Consider the following 24,658-nt stretch of genomic DNA (forward strand, 5'->3'; position numbering starts at 1 on the left):
CATCAAAGCCATCCACACACAATATTGAGCTTATTCTTATCCAATTGCATCCCAACCCCACGATTGGATTCACCAACACACCTGGATTCCCCAACACACTGCTCAATCACCACTGGATTAGCCCACATACCGCTCAATAGCGACCCGCATGGTCACGATTGATTATCTACAACAAATGCAAGGGTACGCTTTAGCCCCAGGCATGGTTAATTTATTCGAGCTAGATCCCGATCGACCCCTCATCTTCGATTGGATACAGCACCACATCCCCAAAATTAACCACTTACTACAGCAATATCTCCAAGACTGTCACGCCTGCTTTCCACCCACCGAACAACCCCCCTTACAAATTTTTGCCGTCCCTTTAAGTCCCTACTTTGGGGTAGATGCGTTTTGCAATTTCTCGAGTCAACCCATGACGATTTTGATCGATGTCGGACGGGTGGAGCCTCACTATTGGCTCGGGTTGGTGGCCCATGAGTATGCCCATGCTCAAGTGGGGAAACCAGGTCACGATCGGGCCTTTGCGGAGGTCCTGAATCACCTCTGTCTCGGGTTAGGGTTACCCTGTCCCGGCAACACCGAGGCCCAACTCAAATGCTATCCCGGTGGCCTCCCAGTCGTTGATGCCTTAGCCTTTTGGCGAGGAACCCCTGCATCTAGACTCCCAGGACAGTAAGGGCGATCGGACACACTCAGCCACACTCAGCCACACTCAGCCACACTCAGTCACACCCAGCCACACTCAGCCACATCTAGCGACCGGCTCCGGTGCCCTCGATCGTTGACACGATTGTTGACTAAAACGAAAGTTGATCAAAGTTGACGCCCTACACCGGAAATTCGAAAGTGCGCTGCTAGTCTCTTAAAGCAAGATTCCCTACAGACATTAACGAACTCATTAAGTTTCATGAATTGTCTCAAAGAATCTGCGATCGCCGTTTCCCTGTTCCCGTAAGATGTACCTTAAAGCTTGATGAACTTTGATTAAGATCACGGAGGCTCTAGCGTGGCTCTTCCCCTGCTGTCCTACGCTCCTACCACTCAGAACCAGCGGGTCGCTGGCTATGAGGTCGGGAGTAGTGACCAACCCCGTCTGTTTTCCACTGACAATTTGCTCTCTTCCAGCGACATGGATACGCTGATTGAAGCGGCCTATCGTCAAATTTTCTTCCACGCCTTTGCCGTCGATCGGGAGCGTTTCTTAGAGTCCCAATTGCGCAATGGCCAAATTACTGTTCGTGAATTCATTCGGGGGCTCTGCTTAGCCAGTACCTTCACGAAAAGCTTCTACAACCTCAACAGCAATTATCGCTTCGTTGAGCATTGCATTAACCGCGTTCTCGGTCGCGCTCCCTACAACGAACAGGAAAAGATCGCTTGGTCGATCGTGGTAGCAACGAAGGGTCGGGCGGGTTTCATTAATGCGTTGCTCGATAGCGAAGAGTACCTCACCAATTTTGGCGATAATACGGTGCCCTATCAGCGTCGTCGCACCTTGCCCTCTGGTGCCGCTGAGGTTCCCTTCAATATCCAAAATCCTCGCTACGACGAGTACTATCGCGCCAAGTTGGGCTTCCCTCAAATTGTTTGGCAGTCTACTGTCAAGCGCTTTACGCCCCAAGAACAGCAGGCCAAGGCTGGCAATCCCGCCAATTTCTTGGATATGGCTCGCGGCTTGTCCACGCCCCCGATCGGTCAGCCGGTTGTCTCGGCCATGAATGTTGACTTTATTAATGGCGTTCCCCGCCGTTAATCCCAAGACTTCGATTGGGTCACCGGATCTGTCCCAAGGATTGGGCTGAATAACGAGTTTGATGACCACGGTTGGCTGGATTCAGCCAACCGTTTTTGTTGCCTTGGCATCCGGCTGAGGCAATCCAGGGGACAGGGGTCGATCGCCCATTGTGGACACTCCATCTATCATAAATGGGTGCTCAAAAGTCAGTTTCTAAAAAATTTGTTACTATAGAACCCAATTTTAGTCCGGTTTGGGGTAGAAGGATCTGGGGCGATGGCATGCCTTGCTTCGGTGTCTGGTTGACGACCACTGTTCTGACGACCACTGTTCAATTGTTGCGGAAAGGTCATCTATGGAAAACCATCAAATTCCTGGGGAAATGATTTGGAGACTGCCGGGTTCCGATGAAATTGCGCTCCATTTGCGCACTAGTCCCTCTGAACCCTGGCGGCATTACAAGGACTGTCCGGAATTTGCTCAGCCCGATTCTCCCAATTTCTCTGAGGGCTATCCCACGTTCGTTTCTTTATTGAAAAAAAATTGGAAGGCTCTATAGAGTCTGCTCAGGTCTGTCTACATGACAGGAACCCTGACAAATCATTGCGGGCTCTCTCTACGGCTTTTTCAGTCTGGTGCTTCCTTTGCGGGATGCGGGATGAAGTGCGGGCTCTCTGGGCCTGGGAGGGCGTTTTTTGATGCCTTGAGGGTGGTTCTAGGGCCAATCCCTATGCAGGGGCAGAACAAGGGACAGAACAGACTATCCGGGCGGAGGTGACTCCTGGGCGGAGGTGGCTCCTGGGCGGGGGGATGGGGGGAGTCGTTTTCAGGACGGGGGCTTCAACGGTTGGGGACTTAACATTTTGTAGTTTTTTTGCGCTCCTCGGCACTCTACGATCTAGGGGGAGTCCTTTGGCTGACTATCTTCATCTCTAGGAGAATTTCCTTCCTAAGTTGAACTTTTGTTAAGAAATGCCAAGTTCTGAGAACTTGTAACAAATGTGGCTCCAATGGCGGTGTATAAAGAGATCCTGAAGGGGATTTGCAGCAAGCATTTGTTGACTAGCTCATTCTTCCTTGACCGAAGATGCGCCTTTTCTCATTTCACTGCCATGCTTTCTCATTTTGAAGCGTTGTTGCGGTACCGATGAAGTTCTGGTTTTGCGTTGAGGTAAGGGGCTCTGGTTTGATGCTGGAGTCGGGCGTCACGGGCTAAGGCTGCTCGCCTTCCAGGCTGCTCGAGCAGGCTGACATTCAATGGGCTCGCGCCTGTTGTTAAGCAAAAAAAACATTTACTCATCCAAGTAAATTTAGGAGATTTCAAAAATGCTAGACGCATTTGCAAAGGTTGTTTCCCAAGCCGATGCGCGGGGCGAGTACCTGAGCGCTGCTCAGATCGATGCTCTTAGCGCGATGGTTGCTGATGGTAGCAAGCGCATGGATGTGGTTAACCGCATCACCGGTAATGCCTCTTCCATCGTTGCGGATGCTGCTCGCTCTCTGTTTGCTGAACAGCCTCAATTGATCGCTCCTGGTGGCAATGCTTACACCAGCCGTCGCATGGCTGCTTGCTTGCGCGATATGGAAATCATTCTCCGCTATGTCACCTATGCAATCTTCGCAGGTGATGCTTCTGTCCTCGATGACCGTTGCCTCAATGGTCTGCGCGAAACCTACCTGGCCCTCGGTACCCCCGGTGCTTCCGTGGCTGTTGGCGTTGGCAAAATGAAGGATGCTGCTCTCGCTATCGCTGGCGACCGCAATGGCATCACTCAAGGTGATTGCTCGGCACTCATGGCTGAAGTTGCTGCTTATTTTGATAAGGCTGCTGCTGCTGTTGCCTAGTTTTTTCTCGGAGGGTTCCCTCTTACCCTTCCCTTCTGGGCTGGATGGTTTTCCCTCTAATCTCTTTGTTTTTCAACCAATGGCTTTTGTAATTTCTGGGAGATACTAATGAAGACCCCTATCACTGAAGCAGTTGCAGCTGCTGATTCTCAAGGTCGTTTTCTGAGCAGCACTGAACTGCAAGTCGCCTTCGGTCGCTACCGTCAAGCTGCTTCTGGGCTCGCTGCCGCTAAGGCTCTGAGCGAAAAGGCATCCTCTCTCGCTGAAGGCGCTGCCAATGCTGTCTACCAGAAGTTCCCTTACACCACCACCATGTCCGGCAACAACTTCGCTTCTACCGCTACCGGTAAGGCTAAGTGTGTCCGCGATATCGGTTACTACCTCCGCATGGTCACCTATTGCTTGGTCGTCGGTGGCACTGGCCCCATGGATGATTACCTCGTTGCTGGTATCGCTGAAATTAATAAGACCTTTGACCTCTCCCCTAGCTGGTACGTTGAAGCCCTGAAGTACATTAAGGCGAATCATGGCCTCTCCGGTGACTCCGCTGTGGAAGCTAATTCCTACCTCGATTACGCTATCAATGCTCTCTCCTAATTAATCTTTCTTGATTATTTAAACCCGAAGGTACAAAACCTTCGGGTTTTGATGTTCCTGCTCCTTAAGCTATGCTAGACGACTCCGATTTTCAATTTGCTGAGCCCCTGACCCTAGACCAGGCATTAGCCAATCTGAAGGGCGATGACCTAGGGTTACGCTTTTATGCCGCTTGGTGGTTTGGCAAGTTTCAGGTGAATCATCCCGAGGCGATCGATCTCCTCATTCTCGCCCTAGAGGATACTGACGACCAGACCCCTGAAGGTGGGTTTCCCCTGCGACGGAATGCAGCGCGCGCCCTCGGAAAACTCGGAGACCAGCGAGCCGTTCAGCCTTTAATTCGATCGTTGGATTGTTCTGATGGGTATGTCCGTGAAGCCGCAGCCAATTCCTTAGAGCTATTGGGTGATCCAGCCGCCATACCGCCGCTACTGACATTAGTGCAATCCGGGTTAGAGAATGGACAAGTCTCACCACTGATGGCCAATTCCCAGCCCTTTGATGCATTGATTGAGGCCCTTGGGACCCTTCGGGCCACCCATGCAGTCCCGTTCATTCTGCCGTTTTTAGAGCATCCGCTGGAACGTGTTCAGTATGCCGCCGCCCGCGCCCTCTATCTCTTGACAGGAGAAGATCGGTTTGGCTTCCTACTCGTTGAAGCCCTCGAAGGTGACAACTTACAACTCCGACGCACTGCCCTCTCCGACCTCGGCGCGATCGGATTTCTCCCAGCCGCTGAACCCATCACCCAGACTTTAGCCGAAAATAGTTTAAAGTTAGTCGCCCTAAAAGGCATCCTAGAAGCACAGATTGACCCCACTCATCTGGATTACCTTTCACCACAAGTGGGGCAGGTCTTAGAGTTAATGGATTCTTTGCTGTAGTTGGGATTGGGTCGCATGTCTTCTGCAATTGCTTTAACGTTACTCCACAACATTGAACAGGCTGATTCTGCGTCCAAGTTAGCGGACGCCGTTCAGCTTCTAGCGGATGCGGCCATGCCGGAAACCGTGCCCCACTTAATCAAAGCACTGGGGTACAATAATCCGGGAGCAGCCCTGGCAGCCATTGACGGGCTCGTCAAAATTGGACAACCCGCCGTTGAGCCCTTATTGAACCTACTCGATGATTACAACTACGGTGCGCGCGCTTGGGCGATTCGCGCCCTCTCCCTCATTGGAGACCCACGCGCCCTCCCAGTCTTGCAGGAAGCAGCCCTAAATGACTTTGCCCTCAGTGTTCGTCGGGCCGCAGCTCGCGGCCTAGGATTCATTGATTGGCCCAGCCTATCCGCCTCACAGAACGATATTCAAGAGACCATCCAAGTTCTTCTGCAAGTACTGCAAGACCCCGAATGGGTTGTTCGGTTTGCTGCAACCACTGCACTGCACAACCTCGCCACCCTTCAGCACAATCCTGGACTCCTCGAACAACTCCAGACCCTCGTTCATAACGACCCTTCACTCACCGTCCGAGCCAGAGCCCAATGGGCAATTCAATCAATCGCCGCCCTTGAACCATAGAACAGTCCGATCGTCCTTAACCATCCTCCCCCACCCAAATTTTCAAGTTAGAGGCACACTCACATGGCTGAAACCCTAAGCCCGATCGTCAAAGAACTGATCTTAAAAGCCAAAATTATGAACTTTCAGGCTTGGTTTCCAGCCCATCCCGCAGCCTCCATTGCCCTATTCCAGACAGCCGATCAAAACGATCGTTGGCTATCCGACGAAGAACTAGAATCCATTGCCACCGCCGCCCCTAAGAAAGCCCAATTCATTCCCGTTGCAAAAATATTTCGGGATCATGCAGCAGACATCGTCGATCAAGCCCGAGCCTCCGTCCTACAAAAGTTTCCAGGGATTACGGAACCCGGCGGCGGCTTATACCCAGAGATGCGGGCAGAAGCCTGTTGGCGAGATTTTCAGCACTTTCTGCGCTCCATTTCCTACGCGATCGCCGGCAATGTTCCCGACTACCTCAGCCAGCAGGGACTCCATTTTATGGAAGCCCTGTATTTAGAACTGGCAGTGCCCTTAGATGCCATGACCGCTGGAATTGACGCCCTCGCGGAAGCGTCCCGTCCTTACCTAGAGCCTAGCGATTATAGTCAAATCAAACCCTTTTTCCAGCATCTCTCCAGTTACCTTTCCCATTTCGGTCAAGATTAACTAATTTAGGTTCCAAGCATTGCTGCAAGTTTAGTCATAGCAATCATCTAACTGAATTAGCGTGTTCAGAAGTACCATGGTGCCCTGAACACATTGCTGATCCGCCGTGTATTCATCTACAGAATGGCTAATCCCCGATCGACTAGGGACAAAAATCATTCCCATATCTGTGATTCGACCCATTTCCTGCGCATCATGTCCAGCCCGACTCGGCAACTCCAGCGTTGGGAGCTGTAATTGCTGAGCCACGGTTGCAATCACCGCCATAATTTGTGGTGCCGCTAACGTAGGCCGAATCTGGAGCGTTGGTTGGATCGTAATTTCCGTTCCGGTAGACCGAGCGATGTGCTCACAAGTCGATCGAATTTGCGCAACCAAACCATCTAAATGAGCCTGGGACAAATCCCGCAGATCAATGCGTAAATCCACCTGTCCCGCGATCGTATTCGTCGCATTGGGAGAAACCGTCAGATAGCCCACCGTCGCCACCTGATCGCCGGGAGTAGCCGTCGCAAGCTGATTCACAGCGACTACTAACTGAGCCGCCGCCAGCAAAGCATCCTGGCGAGCATTCATCGGTGTGGTTCCCGCATGGTTGGCCCGTCCCATCACGGTGACCGCAAAGCGATACTGCCCCACGACACCTGTGACAACGCCAATTTCCACCCCAGCCGCTTCTAGAACACCGCCTTGCTCCACATGCAACTCCACAAACGCTGCAATGTCTGACCGTTTTGCCCCAGCGCCCGTCAGTTGAAATCGCTTTGCCGTGGCAATTTCAGCCCAATTCCCCCCGATTTTTTCCAAACAGCTTTCGATCGACGTCCCATCCAGCCTTGCATAGAGCGTCGGATCATCCACCAGTTCCCCCGCCATCGCCTTGGAGCCAATCACCGATCTCTCCTCATCCGTGAACACAATCACCTCGATCGGGTGGCGGAGGCGCAATTGGTTATCACACAACGTTTGCACCACTTCAAGGCCCGCCAGCACCCCTAGACAGCCATCGAACTTCCCCGCCACAGGCACCGTATCAATGTGGGACCCCGTCGCTAAAGCGGGTAACTCGTTCTGGGTGCCTGCATACCGTCCAATCAGGTTACCCGCTGCATCCACCCGCACAGTCATGCCCGCATCCACCATCCGTTGCCAAACCCATTGTCGGGCTTGAACGTCAGTATCACTAAAGGCAATGCGGCAGACACCGCCTGTCTCCAATTGACCGATCGTCGCCAGTTCATTTAATCGTTGAATTAAGCGATCGGCATCGATGGTCAGAGAATCGATCGGCAAAGGTGGCAATTGAGTCACAGTCGTTTGCAGAAATTGGTCAGTTACACCAGCTCCAGCATACAGAGAATCACTGGAATCAGCAATGGAACCTCCCAATCAGCAATACAAAGTATGTCAGAGTTCACTCATTTCATCATTAAATCAACCATTAAATAGAGTCACGCTCCAAGAGAACTGTAGTGATTGCAACAAAAAACCTAGACAGTCTGTGGATACAGCCTTGATTATCCGATCGGCTCAGGGGAATGACGATCGACTGACAGAGGTTCTAAATAAGCCCGATCGCCATCTTTTTCCAACACTTGATTCACCGTTGTTAAAACCGTTTGGGCCATCGTTGCAATGTCAGGATCATCAAATCCATACTGGGCCGATCGCTGATGGAGCGTTCGATCGGGAACCGTGGCCCGTCCCGGTAACGTCCGATCGAGAATCAGCCCCTTTAACAACGCCAACAAACTCCCATAGCGAGGCAACTCACAACTGTCAAACGCCTTAAACTCAATCCGTCCCACCTCCGCCGGAATTTGAGCCAGCTTCGTCAGCGACGGATCGGATAGAATCACATCCTGCGGAGTTGCCACAAACACCAACGCCGCTGGTCTCGCCCCCGTACGGTAGAACGTACGCACAGACTGCCCCGACCAGGGTTGGCCTTGGTAGATCGATCGACCATAGCTAAACGGCAAAATATAAGGACTGTAGTAGGTTAACTTCCGCCCCCAATCCACCAGATCCGCCATACTCGCACCCACCACCGACAGATTCAAATCCGGCCCGTAGGTCACCATCGGTAAATGCTCCGTGCGATCCTCCGGTGAACTGTTCAAACGTTGTTGTTCATACTCATTCAGCGGCGGGTCAGGAATAAACTGCGTTTGGTTAGGATTAAAGCTCGTTAAAGTCGGCATAAAGCCAAACGTCTGAGCCACCCGTTGCAAATGCTGGAAACTCATCGTTAATTCCGCGATCGTATCCGCGATCGAAGCATGAATTGTTGTCCGAATTTCAATGCCCTTGGGTACACAGTTCACCAAATTGCCCAGCGGATCAAATCGTTCAATCCCCTCAATATACCAGCGCTTACGGCGAATCCCCGCATCTCCCATCCGCAACTGTTCAGCATCCGATTGATATTCCGGAAGCCGTTCAATGATGGTTGCAAACTCACCATAGGTTGTATTGGTAAAGTCAGCAAACTCACCATTCGATCGAACGAAAGCAACTTCATGTTCAATTCCAAATTGAAACTGCATAGATACACACCTGAATCAATAAAAAATGAGTCGAAAAAATGCACTAAAGCCAATGGTTCACAACTTTGCTAACAGACACACAAGGATCAGACTGGAAATGAAGTTTTTCCAATTTGTATTTGAGGAAGGAAGACACCTGAGCTCCATGACAGGACGGTTTGAGATCAAGACTACGATCGGGATCCACCACTAATTGACCATAGCAATGGCGCAGGCTCCCCCCTTCCAGATAGTGCAGAACCGCCTTCAAACGTTGCTGCTCTGGTTGGCGCTCCAAAACCTGGTGGGCGATCGCAACCCCAGCCCAACCCCAACCTAGCTGCATCCACAGACTCCGTTCCATCACCTGCAACTCCGGCGGCAAAATCCCCCACCCCCGATAGATCTGCGACAGCAGTTGAAGATTCCCCGATCGCGTCAAAACCGACTTCAGCGAAAAGGGATTAAGACGTGCATAGTAACGACCATCCGGAAAAGTAATCGCCGTCGGCGCAAACCGATGCCCCCCAAAATGACTACTACGCCAAACTTGAATTGTCCGATCGGATTCAACCAGAGAACTGACGACTTTACACGCCTGGGCATAAAAAGGATTGCCATAGCGAGCACAGCATTGGTCATGGCTGCCATGGGTACAAATTAACAGATCCTGCCCCCGATCGCACATTCTGGCAGGCAATGGCGGTTGGGAAAAAAACTGCCGGATCACCTGTGCCGCTTGCTCCAGCCCTTGAACTGAAAATTCATAACGATCGTAACCCTGACAAAACCCCTCAGTCTTTTGGCGATAGATTAAAACCGTTTGGCATCCCGTTGCTTGAGTGGTATTGCGATGGATCAGTAAAAATCTAACCGATGCAAAATCGTGCTGTTGACCAAACCGTTGCTGGTTAAGTTGATGGTTAAATTTTCCAAAAGGCTGACTCTCCCATTGGGAAATCGATTGCCCCGTAGAATTCCGAGTTTGAATATCTTGCATCACCTGACGCAATCCTTCAGGTACCACCCGACTATCGATCGCATTGGCAGCCCAAGGTTGGGGACATTCTACTAAAACATAGGTCTGTACTGGCGATACCGTTCCGATCGGGTCTTCCTGGGCACAGCGCGAAGCCTCTGCGCAAAAGAATTTTTCCATGACTCAACTCCAAAGCCTTCCTCTTTTCCAAGGCATCGATTTCTATGTATGCGCTCCTTTCAATACAAGAAAAAGGGAAATCGGTCAGTCCAAAGACACCCTATTTCCCAAACGTCACTCCAAACAGGTCTCATACAGTCAATCTACAGAAAAATACAAAACAGAGCAGAAGATAGATTCTATCGATGAATTCTGAGGTCATACACGATCGAATGCTATCTCCCGCCCTGAACCTAGCTTTTCAGAAACTTTGCCTGCTCACAAGCAATGGTAATTAATCGAAATCTTCCCGCGATCGAACCCTAATATGGCTCCTATCAACTGACAGCAACCCCTTAACCTTCTACCGCACTGAGAGCCCGCTCCACCCGACGGAAGTCAAACCCCATCGCGCGCAATGCGTGCCACAGATGACCTTGCAGGAAGAAGAACGCCAAGAAGAAATGAGTATTCGCCAACCAAGCCCGGGCAGTATGTTGACCCATCGGCAGCACGATCGAATCCGCAAAATAGGGAGCAACCCCAAATTTCACATTCAGGACTGGGCCATAAAATTCCACCGGATAGGCCGTGGTATTGACTGCACAGAAATAAGCAGCGACAAATCCAGCCAGGGCAATCCCCCCTAGGGAATAGGACAAAATCGCCTCACCAGAAAAGAGCAGCACTTTTTTCGCCCAAGCCAGCGGTGGCACCAGAATATGCCAAATCCCGCCACCGACCAGCATCAAGCCCACAAAAATATGGCCACCGACGATATCTTCCAAGTTATCCACCGTCGCAAAGTGGGTTTGATAGCCAAAAATAGTCAGGGGATCTAGCGTAGGAGCCGTCACAGCCCGCACCGTTTGGGTTGCAGCATCATACAGCCCCCCATTCATGGCATACCAGGCAAACAGCAACGCCCCAGCTCCCAGGAACAACAAATGGTGGCCCAAAATTAAGCCCAACTGTTTGGGATCTTCCCAATCGAAGTGGAACTTTTTCGCACGCCCTTCCGCATCTTTCAAACTAGCCGGAGCTTTAAACGTGTGGAACAGCGCACCCGCACCCAGCACCGCCGAAGCAATTAAGTGAACCACCCCCACCACAAAGTAGGGATAGAGATCCACAATTTTTCCGCCATCGCCAACCCCCAAGCCCAAGCTAGCCAAGTGGGGCAGCAGAATGAATCCCTGTTCGCCAAGGGGAAGCTTGGGATCGAACCAAGACAGCTCATACAGAGTAAACGCCCCAGCCCACAGAGTCGTCAATGCAGCCTGCCCCACATGGGCCGCCACAAATAATCCCGATTTCTCCGCGAATCGTGCGTTACCTGCCCACCAGTCATACTTGACTGTGGCGTTTCCATAACTTTGCATCCAGCCCTCCTTCTTTGGGCGATCGAAATAATCATTCAAAAGCAAAATCTATCTATTGCAAGTCTTATTCAATAAGACCGTGATTCCTAAATTACAGTAATTCTCAAAAAGATCAAGTTAAGTTTCGTAAACGATCGAGAAAGATCCCCCAGCAAAACCCTTTAAAAGTGGCTTGAATAGGCAATTATCGGCACTTAGAAAGATAATCTATGCAACCCCAGACAAAGAACTGGGTAGCAACAACTTCTTTTTATTGATATTGACTCTCAATAAATTTTCAATTAAGCTCAACTACAGTCGAGAGTCGTTACTCAATCTTTAGAGAACGCTCTTCTCTCTAGATGGACGGGGTCTACGGCAAGTCGGCAGCTGTTCGCCGTAGACTTTCTTTCTTAGTAGATTTCTTTCTTAGTAGATTTCTTTCTTAGTAGATTTCTTTCTTACGTGATACGACCAGACTGATTCACCAGACTGATTCACCAGTTTTCCATTTTCCTAAATCATTCCGACTTTTTGAGTAAATACCATGCTGATCAATCAGTGCATAACCGCTAACACAGTGATGTCTAAAGAGTATCCAGAAGTTCTTTGGGTAAACGTTAGCCCTAGCTTAAAACGATTCGATCGACCACTCATTCAGCATTTAGCCCAGCATTCCAAAATTGCCTATTGGGAATATCAAGTGCAGTATGACGCAGCTTCTTCCATCGAGACTGCGATCGTCTTACTCCAGGATTATTTAAAACACTGTTCTAAACCGATTCACTTGATTGGCCATGGTTTAGGAGGTGTAGTTGCTTTGACCTATGCCCGTCAATTTCCCGATCGGGTGCGATCGCTGAGTCTCTTGGCCGTGGCTCCCCAACCCGCCATTACTTGGCACAGCCATTATTACGTCCAACGACACTTACTGCCCTGTAGCCAAGTTCAAGTTCTAGCGCAAGTTGCCCGCACTCTCTTCGGCCCTGCTGCGCCCTATCCCATCACACCCCTCATCCACGCCCTCGCCAAAGATATAGACTGCGCGCCCTCGCCCCACTCCCTCTACAAAGTAACAACCTTACCCGAAGGCGGCGTAGACGTTCCTCTCATGATTTGCCATAGCCAAACCGATAGCGTCATTTCCCAGCCCCTCATGCAGCGCTGGCTTAAATGGTTTAAACCGGGAGATACGTTCTGGACTTGTCCAACCGGACATCATTTTTTCCATTACAGTGCACCCGAATTAGTCAATCAGCAACTACACAAATTTTGGAACCAGGTACACCAGCGTGAAACACGTCATCACCATCTTGTCTGTGCCTAGAAAATTGAAAAATCTCTGTTTGAGAACTCATTAATCTATTTTTTAAACATTAATCCATTTCATTCGCCGCTCATCCACATTAGCTAGGGTATTACCATGCGTGTTGCAACCCTGATTTTGCCACCCACCCTTCAATCCCAGCAATTCAGCGCCACAAACCGAGTTTCTGCATCCACGATCGTATCGGCCTATCCATCCGTTTCCCCCCCTCCATCGCCCCCATCCGATCTGAGTTATGAATACTTTCAGCGGGGAAATATCCTTCCAGGACAGCTACAACTGTATTGGAAAATCCATAGCGGGATCGTGCGAACCAATACCTGGGATTCCGAAGGCATCTTCAAAACCGTTGGCATTTGGGGAGCGGGTAACATTATTGGCCCAGGCTTAAGTGTCTTGGAACCCTATCAGATGGAATGTTTGTCCACCGTCAAGGTAGAACCCATCCGCCACTTGCATGATTTTGCAGAAGTTTTGATCCAGCAACAGCAACAGACCGAAGCATTACTCAACATCATCCTCACGCGACAAATCCAGCAGCGTCTTGTCAAAGTCTTTTTGTGGCTAGCCGATCGCTTTGGACAGGACTGGAGCAATGGAGCCAGAATCATTAACCTTCGGCTGACCCATCAACATCTCGCCGATCTGGCAGGTACAACGCGAGTAACTGCGACCCGATTGATTAACCAGTTAGAGCAAACTCAGCAAATTCAACGCTTACCCCAATATCGCTTTGTCATTTATCCTGCAAGCAATCATCACCAGCCCTGACTCGACTGTCCCTATCCTGAGCCTTCACAGCTTGATCGATCGTGATATCCAGGACAACCCAAACTCCAATCTTGGGGATCAATCCCTCACAAGTTCCTCATGGTGTTGGGTTATATCTAAACCTATCCACTCGTAGACCCATCGCCGTAACCTAGGCTGAGAGAGGAGGCTCACAGTATGTTTGAAAAGATATTAGTCGCGATCGATCGATCTCCATCCCATCATTCCGTCTTTGAAGCTGCTCTAACGTTGGCAAAAGCGCTATCTGGGAAGCTGATTCTGCTAGCGGTTCCATCATCCGACGATCCAGCTTGTCCCCATTTACCCACGTTAAATACCAATCTCTATCCCCTGGGCTTCGATCGAACGGTAACGGAAGTCTACGAAGAACTATGGGAAATTTATACCAAAAAAGGCGAAGAATTTTTAACCCAGTTAGTGGAAGAAGCAAAACACGCAGGCATTGAAGCAGAGTTTTTGCAAATTCCTGGTAATGCAGGGCGAACCATTTGTGCAACGGCCCAAGAACTCCAAGTGGACTTAATTGTCCTTGGGCGTCGAGGCTACTCTGGACTCAATGAACTCTTTTTAGGCAGTACGAGTAATTATGTGTTGCACCATGCCCCTTGCTCCGTACTCACCATACAGCATTGTTTCACCCCAATTCCACCAGACGCCCCAGCCACCCAAGCAAAAACCAAATCTAGCCCTGCAACCACAATCGCCACACCATCCACATAAAATTGGTGCCGCCATGGGAGCCGTTGTTGGCGGGATTACAGGACTGGCCTTCATTTGGATGATGAATTCCCATCTGCGATCGTAACGCATAAACCACCAGCATCCAAATCTCTCCCCTTTCCCCTTGCAAGCGTTGACCATTACGGTAGATTATCGGGGTCAATGCCCTGCGATCGTAGATAGGCTTCGAGGCGTGCTCGTGCTTGCTGTGCCTGCTCTTTGGCCAGTCGTTCCTGCTGTTCACGCAGTTCCGCTTGTTCCTTAGCGAGACGTTCCCGTTCCTTTGCAAATCGTTCCCGCTCTTTGGCTAAGCGTTCCCGTTCTTTGGCTAAGCGTTCCCGCTCTTTGGCCTGTCGTTCCACTTCGGTGTCCGTCAGCAACCAGTTTCCCTCCGCATCACACCAGCGCAGCCAATGCTGGGGAATCCCGCGAAAAGTACCATTCCACAATCCTAGTGCCAGCTTGATTTCAGGAATCCAGATCAATGGATGATTGGGCGCGATCGCTTGTTCTTCGTACTGTCCATCAACTAATCGGAAATACCGTAGGCGGCGATCGGCTTCATTAAACACCAAATAATTGGGAATTTGCAGAATTTGTTCGTAGACGGTGAACTTATTGGGGGGCTTGCCGGGTGGAGAAGCCGGTAAAGGCTTGTTGGCAAAGGGCCCTAAATCTTCCGCTTCAGTCCCTGGAGACAGGAATTCAATCACCATCACAGGGTTCACTTTCTCATCCCAGGTGACGTAGCTCGATCGGGTGGTTTTGCCTCGATACAGACGGGGGACACCGACAACTAAAAACCAATCGGGCCGCTTATACCAGCTTGTGTTGTTGGGATCGTAGTAGAGATTGAGGTCAAAGGCGCAGAAGATTTCGCTAGCCGCATAGTCCGTGAGACGCAATGTCTCAGCCAGTAATTGGGGTTGAATTCCATGAAATTCGTCGGGCAAACCGGGCTCCAGAGGGTCATCGCTAGGGAGGTCATGCATGGTCGGTAAAGCATCCATGCTGGGCAGCGGCGTGGTGGCGATGGTCTCCGACGGACCAGAGGTCATCGGTTGGTTCATGGTTGAACGGCTCCTAGGCTGCAATGCCATTATTTTAGCATCGGTTCGAAGTGGGAACATTGCAGCTCGGATGCTAACCCATCCAATTCTACTAGCGATCGACAGAGTTTGACTGCAAGGGTTCCCAATCAAATCTGATAGTACCAACAATCAATTTCTTTGAGAATAATTTTCCGAATCGAGGGTCGTTCGATCGTACCTTGTTTTTCCAACTGATTCAGTAATCGTGTAACCGTTACCCGAGTCGTTCCCAATAAATCTGCAATATCTTGATGAGTCAGGCGGAAATTAATCACCGCACCCAGAGAAGATTCCTCTCCAAATCGATCACTCAACCAAACCAGTAACCGAACTAACCGTTCCTCCATCCGACGGTAACTCCGAATCATGGTTAATTCTTCCAACTGCTGAAGGTGATACCGCAGCAGATCAGCTTCCCCCTGCCAATCGGGCGATCGCAGCGCCGTAGCCTGTACAGGGGAATGCACTCTAACTCATAGGGCGTTCTGCAGGAAATAGGCTGTCCTACGCAATCTCCCGGCCCCCACAACCCCAAGACAACCAATGTACCATCTTCACCAAACGTCAGCGATCGCACGACCCCTTGATCAATTTGCCACAGCGTATTCGCATCTGTTGGCAGCGTCGATCGTAGGGAAAACTTCTGGGAAACCCGTCCAGAACGACCCAGCGATGAAATAGGCATGAGAGAAGAAACATTCAGCAATGGGGAGGGGTTCTGGGAACGCACGTTAGCTGAACGATCTAACCTACTGAGATAAGCTACCATTCCAAATCTCCACACCAACACGATCGAGATATTCCAACGCCGAACGAATTTGGGACTGCTCCCCATCCAATGTCAAATCAAACCACCCACCCCCACTAGCTTTTTGATCTAAAATAGCCGCCTTAATATTCACCACCAAGTGATAGTCCGTAATGAGCTGGTAAATGATAGGCACCTGATGAAGTGCTTGGGGAATTTGCATCCGAATTCTGTGCTTCATAATTGTTGCCTCCAGAGAAGTCCTTAAGTCAGTTAACCGAATCATCTGCCCAAATCAAATACCTAAATCAAAAGCAGGGTTTGCCAGCCTTGCCGAGAGGAAGGATTTAATCTACAGTAAATCGATCGGAATACCGTACTTGATGTTTCCCATACTACGCGAGGCAATAGATGGCGTCAACTATTAAAATCCGATTTTCCGATCGATAAACCGGATTTTGTAGCGCGATCGCTGAAAAGTCCTGTGCTATAAGCGTTACAGCAACTTCACGATCGATCGACTGTGACCCAGTCCAGGGTTCAGCTCGCTAAGCGCTGCAAAGAGAATTTTCAATCCTCAGTGTGGCGAGTATCGTAGAAGAACGTTTTGCAGTATCTTGCTGTTGCAGTACGTGCTTCTATGCCTCGCCCCCGCTCAACCATGATGAACTGGAAACCCCATCCCAAAGCAGTTCAGTCCTTCGGAGTGCTTCTACTGATCGGAGCCAGCCTTGAACTTTTGACCCGCATTGGCGGTGAATTTCTCTGGTTCCAAGAAGTGGGCTATTCCACCCTCTGGTTGCAGCGTACCCTGACCCAGGGCGGCATTGGCTTGATGGTCTTTGGTGTGACCGCTAGCTACCTTCTGGCCAACCTGCGCCTAGCCCGCCGCTGGAAATATCCAGCACCGACACCCACCCCGCCTCGCTTCTCAACGGCTGCTAATCTCCCACCGGCCACCCCCGATCGATCGCCCCGTCCCACCCCCCTAGGATGGCCGATCCTCTTTCCCCTCGCAGGAGGAGCCAGTTTAGGCACGATTGCGCTCCTGTGGTATTACGGCAGTATTGCAGTCCAGAGTTTGCAACTGTCTGCCTCCCAACAATTTCTAGCTGTTCCTATTCGCTTTCAACCAGAAATTTTAGGAACCCTTCTGTCCCAGATGCTTGCCCACGACTGGGCTATTTGGCTCGGGCTTGTGAGTGTCTTGGCCGTGCTATGGAAACCTCAACGCATTCTAAATGGATTGGCGATCGGGTTTTCCGCGATTGTTTCAGCCATCCTCTCCCAGCATTGGGATAAATTTCTGCAAGCTTTGTATGCGAATTCCTTTAACGTTAAAGATCCCGTTTTCCAATCTGATTTTTCATTTTATATTTTACAGTTGCCTATTGCGCAGTTATTTGAATTTTGGTTAACCGGCTTAGCTTTCTTTGGTTTTGTCTCCGTTGCTTTGGTTTATCTGCTCTCCGCCAATAGTTTGAGTGAAGGTAAATTTCCGGGGTTTTCCTGGTCACAAAAACGACATTTATACGGCCTCGGTAGCGTTCTCATGGGCGTTGTGGCCTTGGGCTATTGGCTCAGTCGCTATGAGTTGCTGTATTCCTCACGGGGCGTCACCTTTGGCGCGAGCTATACTGACTTGACTGTCCAACTGCCTGCGGATACTTTGCTCAGTTTACTAGCAGGCGCGATCGGGCTTTATTTCCTCTGGCGCAACCGCTTCTGGCCCCAGGAACCTTCCAGTCGGCGACGGGTGGTGTACTTGGTGGGAATTTATCTCGCGTTAGCAGGCTTGTTAGGCGCGGGACTGCCGACTCTAGTACAATCGGCCATTGTGCAACCCAACGAGCTCGCGCGGGAACGTCCCTATATTGAACGAACGATCGCCCTGACGCGCAAAGCATTTAACTTAGACAACATTGATGTACAGCCCTTTAATCCCCAAGGTAAGCTGACAGAAGCCGATCTACAAACCAATGATTTGACGATTCGCAATATTCGCCTGTGGGATGAGCGACCTTTATTAGAAACCAATCGCCAACTTCAGCAAATTCGATCGTACTACCGTTTTCCGGGTGCTGATATCGATCGCTACGTGCTCCCAGAAACCGGAACCCAACCTTCAGCCCAATCGCGCCAACCCACTCCAGCCCCCAGCAATGCTGCCAGCAGTCGCGAACAACGGCAAATTCTAATCGCAGCGCGGGAACTGGACTATGCAGGAGTCCCCAAACAGGCACAAACTTGGGTCAATCGCCATTTAATTTACACCCATGGCTATGGATTCACCCTCAGCCCGGTTAATACCGTTGGGGTGGGTGGGCTGCCAGAATACTTCGTCAAAGATCTCGGCGTTGGCCCCGGTGGGTCCCTTTCCACATCCAGCGAAGCGATTCGGAACAGTATCCCGATCGGTCAACCCCGGATTTACTACGGTGAACTGACCAATAGCTATGTCATGACCGGAACACGGGTGCAGGAATTGGATTATCCCAGCGGTAGTGACAACGTTTACAACACCTACGATGGTCAAGGGGGCATTCAAATTGGCACCGGCTGGAAACGCTGGCTGTTTGCCAAATACCTGAATGATTGGCGGATGGCCATTACACCAGAGTTCTTACCCCAAACCCGATTATTGATGCGCCGGAATATTTACGATCGCATCCAAGCGATCGCGCCCTTTCTGCGCTATGACCGCGATCCCTACCTAGTCGTTACTGATGTTAACGCTGGCAAGACCAATGCTATCAATCCAGGCGGGAAATCTGCACCATCACCGAACTATCTCTATTGGGTGATTGATGCCTATACGATTAGCGATCATGCACCTTACTCTGATCCCGGTGAAGATCAGATTAATTACATTCGCAATTCCGTTAAAGTTGTCATCGATGCCTATAACGGATCGGTTAATTTTTACATTGCTGATTCCACTGATCCAGTCATTCAAACCTGGGCCAAGATTTTTCCAACTTTACTGAAACCGCTAACTGCGATGCCTCAACCATTACAACAGCATCTCCGTTACCCGATCGACTTCTTTAACATTCAATCTCAACGCTTAATGACCTATCACATGACCGATCCCCAGGTCTTTTACAATCGCGAGGATGAATGGCAAATTCCCACGGAAATCTACGGCGATCAACTCCAGCCCGTCAAACCCTACTATCTAATTACCAGCTTGCCCACAGAGCCCTTTGAGGAATTTCTCCTACTGCGCCCTTTTACTCCCCGCCAACGAACCAATTTAGTGGCTTGGTTAGCCGCGCGATCGGATGGAACCCACTATGGTAAATTGCTGCTCTACATTTTCCCGAAGGAGCGACTCATCTATGGCCCCGAACAAATTGAAGCACGGATTAACCAAGATCCCGTGATTTCTCAACAAATTTCCCTCTGGAACCGCCAAGGCTCCCGCGCCATTCAAGGGAATTTGCTCGTGATTCCGATCGAGCAGTCCCTACTCTACGTCGAACCCTTATATTTAGAAGCAACCCAAAATAGTTTGCCGACCCTCGTGCGGGTCATTGTTGCCTACGAAAACCAGATTGTGATGGCTCCAACGCTGGATCAAGCCCTCGCAGCCCTGTTCCAAACCCAGAAGCCATCCCAACCCACGATCGTGCGTCCCGTCGAACCTCCCAGTCGCCCGTAAAGCGTGATCCTTGATTCAGGCACCCAAATGGCCAGATCCCCAGCTTTACCAAGCCCCCAGCTTTACCAGATCCCCAGATGACGACGAGCAAGGCGCAATTGGATGTTCCTTACTGCAATGTCTCCTACTGCAATGCCTCCTACTGCAATTTCTCCTACTGCAACGTTACCGCTGCACATTGGATAGGTAGGACTTCCTCCAGCGTCAAAGCCCGATCGGTCGTAATATGCCCGTCACAGCAAACCGTGCTAAAGAAAATGGGCTGGCCTAACTGATCAGAAAAATGCCGCTCTAAGAGTAGACGTGAAGTGATATCACCCAGTAACTCTGAAATATCCTTAGACAGAGGTGTTTTTTCATCTTGGTGGGTGACTCGGTAGGGAAAGGGTGTCTCGCCCACAATCTGCTTCACGGCTTGGTCAAAGTCATCGGGTCGGCGATCGAGAAATGCTTGAGCCTGCTGCGCCAGAAATTCATAGGCCAATGGAAAACGCTGGCGAATGTTTTCAAGGTGACTCTGGGTTAAATACACCTGTCTGGCAGTTTGACAATCCATACGCTATACACCCCTTAAAACAAGATTGGCAATTCAACTGATAACTTACTGGATAATCAGAAGCAATCAGAACGCAAATTCATAGAATGAATTCTTCGATCGTCCCTTGTTGCTTTTCTTATCATTTGTTAATCCATCCCCCAAATCACTCAAAAATCGGCAAAATAGTGGCTGGAATGAAACCATCCTGATAATATGGGAATGATAATCATTCTGCAACTCTTGACTCAAATTTTCCCGGTGGTGTCCTATGGTATCTGGTACAACGGCCTTTGGCGCAACGCTCCCTTCGGTTCCAGTCACGGTTCTCACGGGCTATCTTGGAGCAGGTAAAACTACTTTGCTGAACCGCATTTTGACCCATGAGCACGGTAAAAAAGTGGCGGTGATTGTCAATGAATTTGGTGAAGTTGGAATTGACAACCAACTGGTGATCGATGCTGACGAAGAAATTTTTGAAATGAACAACGGTTGCATCTGCTGCACGGTCCGGGGGGATCTGATTCGGATTATCGGCAATTTGATGAAGCGGCGGGATAAATTTGACCACTTGGTGATTGAAACAACAGGGTTAGCCGATCCCGGCCCCGTGATTCAAACCTTTTTTGTCGATGAAGATGTGCAGGCGCAAACCACTTTGGATGCAGTGGTGACGGTGGTGGACGCCAAGCACATTCACCAACATTGGGATGCCGACGAAGCCCAGGAACAAATCGCCTTTGCCGATGTGGTCTTGATTAATAAAACCGATTTGGTCTCACCGGAAGCATTGGCAGATTTAGAGCAGCGGATTAAGGCCATGAACGCGATCGCGAAAGTCTATCGCACCCAGGATGCAGCTGTAGACATGGATGCCATTTTGGGGGTTGGAGCCTTTGATCTCGATCGAACCCTGGAAATTGAACCGGGATTTCTCACTGAGGAACATGAGCACGAACACGATGAATCCGTCGGTTCTGTAGCCTTAGTCGAACCGGGAGCCGTCGATGCAGAACGATTAAATACCTGGCTCGGTCACTTGCTGCAAACCCAAGGAACTGACATTTTCCGGATGAAAGGGATTTTGAACATTGCCGGAGCCGATCGGCGTTTTGTCTTTCAAGGCGTCCATATGTTATTTGACGGCAGACCCGATCGGCCATGGAAGTCTAAAGAAGTGCGCAAAAATGAACTGGTATTTATCGGGCGCAACCTAGATGAGAAACAACTCCGTCAAAGCTTTCAAGCTTGCTTAGTGTTATAGCTTCGATCCTACCGACATATCCTACCTGCATGTCGTAATAGACAACGATTCAAGCAACACCATTGCAAGTGCAAGACGAATCCAATGACTGAGTTTAACCTGCAATGGCAGACAACACTAACGGACTACATTACGGCGATCGCTTGGTCGCCCCTCCAGCCTAGCTTAGCAGCCGCTTCAGCCGCAGGAGACCTGGTATTTTGGCCGGATTGCCAAGATCCGACACCGATTGTACTATTATCCCCCCAAGGACGCTCGATCGAGGGGTTAGCCTTTTCCCCCGATGGGCAATACTTGGCCGCTGCTGGACAGGCAGGAACCGTCTATTTATGGCATCTCCCCAATGTAAGCCATATCACCCAACCCATCCTCACCCTAGACCACCCCGGCCAATGGATCGAGCACCTGGCTTGGAGTCCCACTGCAAATTTATTTGCCTTTAGTGTAGGGAAATCCGTTCAGGTTTGGGATAGCGATCGTGCAGTTTTAGCCGCAACCCTAGCCTTCGATCGCTCCTCCGTTCTAGATTTGCATTGGCATCCGACAGGGGATTATTTAGCCATTGCAGGCTATCGGGGAGCCAGAATTTGGTCAGCCCAAGATTGGCCGCAGGAGCCGCAAACGCTGGACATTCCATCCGCTACTCTCAGCGTCCGCTGGTCACCCGATGGCCAGTACTTAGCCGCAGGCAACTTCGATCGCACAATTACGGTACTGCCCTGGGGAGAAAGCGATCCTTGGCTCATGCGGGGCTTTCCAGGAAAAATCCGTAAACTGGCTTGGTCAATGCCACCAATCACTGGAGAGTCACCCGTCCTCGCCTCCATTAGCGCAGAGGGTGTCGTGATTTGGGCGAAGGAAGAAGAGGAAGAAATGGGTTGGGCTGGGCAAGTGGTGAGCTTACATGACGGGACAGCGATCGATCTTGCTTTCCATCCCCATCAACCGATGCTGGCCTCGACAGGGCAGGATGGAACCGTACAGATTTGGCACCTCTTCAGTCCCGCGATCGAGCCCTTGACTGGCGCACCCCAAGGCTTTACCCAGCTTGCATGGCAACCCACTGGGGAACGATTAGCCGCAGGGGGACAGGCGGGTGAACTGTTGCTATGGACGCTGCTGAGCATGGACGCTGAGCATGGGCGCTGAGCATGGCCCATGAGTGAGTGATTCCTTGGCTGAAATCCTCAGCACTGACGAGTAAATGCGGGGCAATGCACACCAATGCACACCCAAAATAGCAGCCCCCTACTTTTTATTTATCGCCCTTCGAGACAGACGATATAATTCAAATACGTTGACTCCCCATTAATATACCAATATTCCAGATCTAGTACTCCAGATCTAGATTTACTCCAGATCTAAGTTCGATCAAATGTACTGAACCCTGTTGTAAGCAGGCATCTCATCCCATTTTTTAATCGGGTTAGGTTGCCTGCATCAGCGGGTAAAGGATTCTCATCTGACTGTGCTCTATTTGAAGAATTTTCAGGAATGCTTAAATCATGGCGATCGATTATTCTAAAGCTGTAAAATACGCGACTTGGAGCCAAGAAGTTTATCAAAACTTTAACGGTATTCAGTTGAGCGGCACCGCAACGCATCCCTTTCTGATTAACCAATCGGATACCGATACCCAGTGCGCTCTACTGCTCGAGCAATCCAGTTTAACGATCGTGTTCCGGGGCAGTGAGTCGGATATAGATTGGGAAACCAACTTTGAGACCAAGCAAGAACGCATTGAGTTTGATCAAGTCGTGATTCGGGAACAAATTGCTGGGGAACGCAAACAAATCTATCCCTACGAAAGTGGAGGGGACTCTGGGGCATTGATGCACTGTGGATTTGCAGAAGCTTACCTGTCTGTGCGCGATCAAATCCATGACTATCTCAAAACCCACGATGTAGACGCTGTCACAACAACAGGCCATAGCCTAGGTGGCGCATTGGCAACCCTCTGTGCAGTAGATTTGCAATACAATTTCAAGTATTTGACGATCGAAACCTATACCTTTGGGGCTCCGAAGGTCGGGAATGATAAGTTTTGCGAATCCTTTAAGCGCCGCGTGCCCAACAGCTATCGGATCGTACATGGCATGGATATTGTGCCAGAAGTGCCCCGTTGGTGGCAGAACTATCGATCGGTCGATCAAGAAGTGAGAATTGGTCAACGATGGAGTTGGAAATTTATCAGCCAACGCTTTAAGGATCACGCGATCGGAGCCTACATTGAAATTCTCCAAACGCTAGCCCGGTAACTTTTCAGCCCATTTCTGCACATAGCCAGTTTTCCCAGCTTGCATTCCTCGCTGGCTTTTCAAAAACTGACTAACGCTCCTGGAGTTCGGTTGCCATCTCCACTTCTACACTTTCTAAGAGGATCTCCTGGGCCAGGGGATCCTGAATGTTATCGAGGACAGTAATTTCTAGCTGTGCATTTTCTGCAACTGTGCCCTGGGCCGCTTGTTGAAAGTGCGATCGGAAATGTTCCGGAGTCAAATGGGAAAGTGCACCGATCTGAACTGTGATGCGGGTGGCCCGAATGCCCTGTTGTTCCATAACAATGGTCTGAATGGTTTCAAGCAAATTTTTGAGCAAACTGGCTTCATGCATGATTGGATGCCTGCTGGGATGGCTCGGGATGGCAAGGTTCTAAAGAGAACTGTTCTAATTCGATGAGCATGGCTTGGACGATCGTTTCAACCGCTTGTTCCACGTCCGGAGATAAGCCCAGGCCCATCGCAAAGTGTTTTCCTTCAACTCCCCAGAGAATCAGTTCCGGCGGGAGTTGCTGGAGCGATCGGGCCAGTTCCACCGCCTCCGCCACACTAAAGGCATGGGTGGAGTAATGGAAAAAGGCCGTGGGGACGGTTTCTTGATGGGCTGCAATGCGATGGATGGTGCCTACGGTTGCCCCCGAAGCCACCGCATCAAACAGATAGACCCGATCGAACCCCTGCCAAGCCTCCAGCAGTGCAGCCCCTTCCCCAGAGGCTTCGATCATCGTGGTCATCGCTGCAATCTGAACCGGCAACCGTGATCGCAGCGATCGTACAATGGCCAATCCCACCCCATCATCTTGCCGAAACTCATTCCCCACACCGATTAAAAGAACTGTATCCAGAAATTGCTCTAACAT

At 50.3% G+C, this 24,658-nt stretch carries 26 protein-coding genes; 15 read left to right on the forward strand and 11 right to left on the reverse strand.

Annotated features, from left to right (window positions below):
- Positions 1-148: 148 nt before the first annotated feature.
- The 8 genes from H6G21_RS13450 to H6G21_RS13485 all read left to right on the forward strand — a co-directional run bounded on the left by H6G21_RS13450 (position 149) and on the right by H6G21_RS13485 (position 6,351).
- The gene (locus H6G21_RS13450; RefSeq protein ID WP_190573938.1) at positions 149-679 is read left to right on the forward strand and encodes a hypothetical protein; all 531 of its coding nucleotides are present in this window, start codon (positions 149-151) and stop codon (positions 677-679) included.
- A 330-nt stretch (positions 680-1,009) separates the two neighbouring features.
- The gene (locus tag H6G21_RS13455; protein WP_190573939.1) at positions 1,010-1,756 is read left to right on the forward strand and encodes a phycobilisome rod-core linker polypeptide; all 747 of its coding nucleotides are present in this window, start codon (positions 1,010-1,012) and stop codon (positions 1,754-1,756) included.
- A gap of 337 nt (positions 1,757-2,093) precedes the next feature.
- The gene (locus H6G21_RS13460) at positions 2,094-2,297 is read left to right on the forward strand and encodes a hypothetical protein (protein WP_190574060.1); all 204 of its coding nucleotides are present in this window, start codon (positions 2,094-2,096) and stop codon (positions 2,295-2,297) included.
- A gap of 767 nt (positions 2,298-3,064) precedes the next feature.
- On the forward strand, positions 3,065-3,583 hold the full coding sequence (locus tag H6G21_RS13465) for a phycocyanin subunit beta (RefSeq protein WP_190573940.1): 519 nt from the start codon (positions 3,065-3,067) through the stop codon (positions 3,581-3,583).
- Between the two features lie 108 nt (positions 3,584-3,691).
- Positions 3,692-4,180, forward strand: coding sequence for a phycocyanin subunit alpha (gene cpcA / locus H6G21_RS13470; RefSeq protein ID WP_190573941.1), 489 nt, complete (start codon positions 3,692-3,694; stop codon positions 4,178-4,180).
- Between the two features lie 71 nt (positions 4,181-4,251).
- Positions 4,252-5,064 (forward strand): HEAT repeat domain-containing protein, encoded by an 813-nt coding sequence (locus H6G21_RS13475; RefSeq protein WP_190573942.1) that lies wholly within the window; start codon positions 4,252-4,254, stop codon positions 5,062-5,064.
- 15 nt (positions 5,065-5,079) lie between these two features.
- Entirely contained in the window at positions 5,080-5,703 is a 624-nt protein-coding gene (locus H6G21_RS13480) for a HEAT repeat domain-containing protein (RefSeq protein ID WP_190573943.1), read from the forward strand.
- A 63-nt stretch (positions 5,704-5,766) separates the two neighbouring features.
- On the forward strand, positions 5,767-6,351 hold the full coding sequence (locus H6G21_RS13485) for a phycobilisome protein (RefSeq protein WP_190573944.1): 585 nt from the start codon (positions 5,767-5,769) through the stop codon (positions 6,349-6,351).
- Positions 6,352-6,381: 30 nt separating this feature from the next.
- On the opposite strand, the gene H6G21_RS13490 is transcribed toward H6G21_RS13485, so the two are convergent.
- The 4 genes from H6G21_RS13490 to H6G21_RS13505 form a co-directional block, all read right to left on the reverse strand.
- Positions 6,382-7,662, reverse strand: coding sequence for a M20 family metallo-hydrolase (locus H6G21_RS13490; RefSeq protein ID WP_347278018.1), 1,281 nt, complete (start codon positions 7,660-7,662; stop codon positions 6,382-6,384).
- 206 nt (positions 7,663-7,868) lie between these two features.
- Positions 7,869-8,900, reverse strand: coding sequence for a glutamate--cysteine ligase (locus tag H6G21_RS13495; protein ID WP_190573945.1), 1,032 nt, complete (start codon positions 8,898-8,900; stop codon positions 7,869-7,871).
- A 43-nt stretch (positions 8,901-8,943) separates the two neighbouring features.
- Positions 8,944-10,038 carry a sucrase ferredoxin gene (locus H6G21_RS13500; RefSeq protein WP_190573946.1) on the reverse strand — a complete coding sequence of 365 codons (1,095 nt, stop codon included), beginning with the start codon at positions 10,036-10,038 and terminating at the stop codon, positions 8,944-8,946.
- 335 nt (positions 10,039-10,373) lie between these two features.
- On the reverse strand, positions 10,374-11,399 hold the full coding sequence (locus tag H6G21_RS13505) for a chlorophyll a/b binding light-harvesting protein (protein ID WP_190573947.1): 1,026 nt from the start codon (positions 11,397-11,399) through the stop codon (positions 10,374-10,376).
- 562 nt (positions 11,400-11,961) lie between these two features.
- Here H6G21_RS13505 and H6G21_RS13510 point away from each other — a divergent pair.
- From H6G21_RS13510 to H6G21_RS13520, 3 genes are all read left to right on the forward strand, one after another.
- The gene (locus tag H6G21_RS13510) at positions 11,962-12,705 is read left to right on the forward strand and encodes an alpha/beta hydrolase (protein WP_190573948.1); all 744 of its coding nucleotides are present in this window, start codon (positions 11,962-11,964) and stop codon (positions 12,703-12,705) included.
- A 96-nt stretch (positions 12,706-12,801) separates the two neighbouring features.
- Positions 12,802-13,476: a Crp/Fnr family transcriptional regulator gene (locus tag H6G21_RS13515; RefSeq protein WP_190573949.1), complete on the forward strand. Its 675-nt coding sequence runs from the start codon at positions 12,802-12,804 to the stop codon at positions 13,474-13,476.
- A 177-nt stretch (positions 13,477-13,653) separates the two neighbouring features.
- Positions 13,654-14,217, forward strand: a complete 564-nt coding sequence (locus H6G21_RS13520; protein WP_190573950.1) for a universal stress protein — start codon at positions 13,654-13,656, stop codon at positions 14,215-14,217.
- Here H6G21_RS13520 and H6G21_RS13525 read toward each other — a convergent pair.
- From H6G21_RS13525 to H6G21_RS13540, 4 genes are all read right to left on the reverse strand, one after another.
- Positions 14,180-14,320 carry a hypothetical protein gene (locus H6G21_RS13525; protein WP_190573951.1) on the reverse strand — a complete coding sequence of 47 codons (141 nt, stop codon included), beginning with the start codon at positions 14,318-14,320 and terminating at the stop codon, positions 14,180-14,182. The genes H6G21_RS13520 and H6G21_RS13525 overlap by 38 nt on opposite strands.
- A 37-nt stretch (positions 14,321-14,357) precedes the next feature.
- Positions 14,358-15,275: a Uma2 family endonuclease gene (locus tag H6G21_RS13530; protein WP_190573952.1), complete on the reverse strand. Its 918-nt coding sequence runs from the start codon at positions 15,273-15,275 to the stop codon at positions 14,358-14,360.
- A 140-nt stretch (positions 15,276-15,415) separates the two neighbouring features.
- Positions 15,416-15,775 (reverse strand): Crp/Fnr family transcriptional regulator, encoded by a 360-nt coding sequence (locus H6G21_RS13535; RefSeq protein WP_190573953.1) that lies wholly within the window; start codon positions 15,773-15,775, stop codon positions 15,416-15,418.
- A gap of 282 nt (positions 15,776-16,057) precedes the next feature.
- Positions 16,058-16,297, reverse strand: a complete 240-nt coding sequence (locus H6G21_RS13540) for an NIL domain-containing protein (RefSeq protein ID WP_190573954.1) — start codon at positions 16,295-16,297, stop codon at positions 16,058-16,060.
- A gap of 399 nt (positions 16,298-16,696) precedes the next feature.
- Here H6G21_RS13540 and H6G21_RS13545 point away from each other — a divergent pair, with 399 nt between their 5' ends.
- Positions 16,697-19,720 carry a UPF0182 family protein gene (locus tag H6G21_RS13545; RefSeq protein WP_242041814.1) on the forward strand — a complete coding sequence of 1,008 codons (3,024 nt, stop codon included), beginning with the start codon at positions 16,697-16,699 and terminating at the stop codon, positions 19,718-19,720.
- Positions 19,721-19,874: 154 nt separating this feature from the next.
- Here H6G21_RS13545 and H6G21_RS13550 read toward each other — a convergent pair whose 3' ends face one another.
- Positions 19,875-20,276 (reverse strand): hypothetical protein, encoded by a 402-nt coding sequence (locus H6G21_RS13550; RefSeq protein WP_190573955.1) that lies wholly within the window; start codon positions 20,274-20,276, stop codon positions 19,875-19,877.
- Positions 20,277-20,526: 250 nt separating this feature from the next.
- On the opposite strand from H6G21_RS13550, the gene H6G21_RS13555 reads away from it, so the two are divergent.
- From H6G21_RS13555 to H6G21_RS13565, 3 genes are all read left to right on the forward strand, one after another.
- Entirely contained in the window at positions 20,527-21,519 is a 993-nt protein-coding gene (locus H6G21_RS13555; RefSeq protein ID WP_190573956.1) for a GTP-binding protein, read from the forward strand.
- An 84-nt stretch (positions 21,520-21,603) separates the two neighbouring features.
- Complete coding sequence (locus H6G21_RS13560) at positions 21,604-22,668, forward strand: WD40 repeat domain-containing protein (protein ID WP_190573957.1); 1,065 nt, start codon at positions 21,604-21,606, stop codon at positions 22,666-22,668.
- Between the two features lie 356 nt (positions 22,669-23,024).
- Complete coding sequence (locus H6G21_RS13565; RefSeq protein ID WP_190573958.1) at positions 23,025-23,777, forward strand: lipase family protein; 753 nt, start codon at positions 23,025-23,027, stop codon at positions 23,775-23,777.
- A 70-nt stretch (positions 23,778-23,847) separates the two neighbouring features.
- Here H6G21_RS13565 and H6G21_RS13570 read toward each other — a convergent pair whose 3' ends face one another.
- Together H6G21_RS13570 and H6G21_RS13575 are read right to left on the reverse strand one after the other, a co-directional pair.
- Positions 23,848-24,132, reverse strand: a complete 285-nt coding sequence (locus H6G21_RS13570) for a hydrogenase maturation nickel metallochaperone HypA (protein WP_190573959.1) — start codon at positions 24,130-24,132, stop codon at positions 23,848-23,850.
- Positions 24,125-24,658 carry a hydrogenase maturation protease gene (locus H6G21_RS13575; protein ID WP_190573960.1) on the reverse strand — a complete coding sequence of 178 codons (534 nt, stop codon included), beginning with the start codon at positions 24,656-24,658 and terminating at the stop codon, positions 24,125-24,127. The genes H6G21_RS13570 and H6G21_RS13575 overlap by 8 nt, the downstream gene beginning before the upstream one ends.

The organism is Alkalinema sp. FACHB-956 (assembly GCF_014697025.1).
Lineage (GTDB): Bacteria > Cyanobacteriota > Cyanobacteriia > Leptolyngbyales > Leptolyngbyaceae > Alkalinema.

Bases quoted from the DNA above. Each gene is read 5' to 3' on its own strand.
- H6G21_RS13510 (WP_190573948.1), top strand. From the start codon at position 11,962: ATGTCTAAAGAGTATCCAGAAGTTCTTTGGGTAAACGTTAGCCCTAGC.
- H6G21_RS13505 (WP_190573947.1), bottom strand. From the start codon at position 11,399: ATGCAAAGTTATGGAAACGCCACAGTCAAGTATGACTGGTGGGCAGGT.
- H6G21_RS13555 (WP_190573956.1), top strand. From the start codon at position 20,527: ATGGTATCTGGTACAACGGCCTTTGGCGCAACGCTCCCTTCGGTTCCA.
- H6G21_RS13460 (WP_190574060.1), top strand. From the start codon at position 2,094: ATGGAAAACCATCAAATTCCTGGGGAAATGATTTGGAGACTGCCGGGT.
- H6G21_RS13480 (WP_190573943.1), top strand. From the start codon at position 5,080: ATGTCTTCTGCAATTGCTTTAACGTTACTCCACAACATTGAACAGGCT.
- H6G21_RS13575 (WP_190573960.1), bottom strand. From the start codon at position 24,658: ATGTTAGAGCAATTTCTGGATACAGTTCTTTTAATCGGTGTGGGGAAT.
- H6G21_RS13465 (WP_190573940.1), top strand. From the start codon at position 3,065: ATGCTAGACGCATTTGCAAAGGTTGTTTCCCAAGCCGATGCGCGGGGC.
- H6G21_RS13540 (WP_190573954.1), bottom strand. From the start codon at position 16,297: ATGAAGCACAGAATTCGGATGCAAATTCCCCAAGCACTTCATCAGGTG.
- H6G21_RS13495 (WP_190573945.1), bottom strand. From the start codon at position 8,900: ATGCAGTTTCAATTTGGAATTGAACATGAAGTTGCTTTCGTTCGATCG.
- H6G21_RS13560 (WP_190573957.1), top strand. From the start codon at position 21,604: ATGACTGAGTTTAACCTGCAATGGCAGACAACACTAACGGACTACATT.
- H6G21_RS13570 (WP_190573959.1), bottom strand. From the start codon at position 24,132: ATGCATGAAGCCAGTTTGCTCAAAAATTTGCTTGAAACCATTCAGACC.
- H6G21_RS13565 (WP_190573958.1), top strand. From the start codon at position 23,025: ATGGCGATCGATTATTCTAAAGCTGTAAAATACGCGACTTGGAGCCAA.
- H6G21_RS13500 (WP_190573946.1), bottom strand. From the start codon at position 10,038: ATGGAAAAATTCTTTTGCGCAGAGGCTTCGCGCTGTGCCCAGGAAGAC.
- H6G21_RS13515 (WP_190573949.1), top strand. From the start codon at position 12,802: ATGCGTGTTGCAACCCTGATTTTGCCACCCACCCTTCAATCCCAGCAA.
- H6G21_RS13550 (WP_190573955.1), bottom strand. From the start codon at position 20,276: ATGGATTGTCAAACTGCCAGACAGGTGTATTTAACCCAGAGTCACCTT.
- cpcA (WP_190573941.1), top strand. From the start codon at position 3,692: ATGAAGACCCCTATCACTGAAGCAGTTGCAGCTGCTGATTCTCAAGGT.
- H6G21_RS13525 (WP_190573951.1), bottom strand. From the start codon at position 14,320: ATGCTGGTGGTTTATGCGTTACGATCGCAGATGGGAATTCATCATCCA.
- H6G21_RS13485 (WP_190573944.1), top strand. From the start codon at position 5,767: ATGGCTGAAACCCTAAGCCCGATCGTCAAAGAACTGATCTTAAAAGCC.
- H6G21_RS13450 (WP_190573938.1), top strand. From the start codon at position 149: ATGGTCACGATTGATTATCTACAACAAATGCAAGGGTACGCTTTAGCC.
- H6G21_RS13530 (WP_190573952.1), bottom strand. From the start codon at position 15,275: ATGACCTCTGGTCCGTCGGAGACCATCGCCACCACGCCGCTGCCCAGC.
- H6G21_RS13545 (WP_242041814.1), top strand. From the start codon at position 16,697: ATGCCTCGCCCCCGCTCAACCATGATGAACTGGAAACCCCATCCCAAA.
- H6G21_RS13475 (WP_190573942.1), top strand. From the start codon at position 4,252: ATGCTAGACGACTCCGATTTTCAATTTGCTGAGCCCCTGACCCTAGAC.
- H6G21_RS13520 (WP_190573950.1), top strand. From the start codon at position 13,654: ATGTTTGAAAAGATATTAGTCGCGATCGATCGATCTCCATCCCATCAT.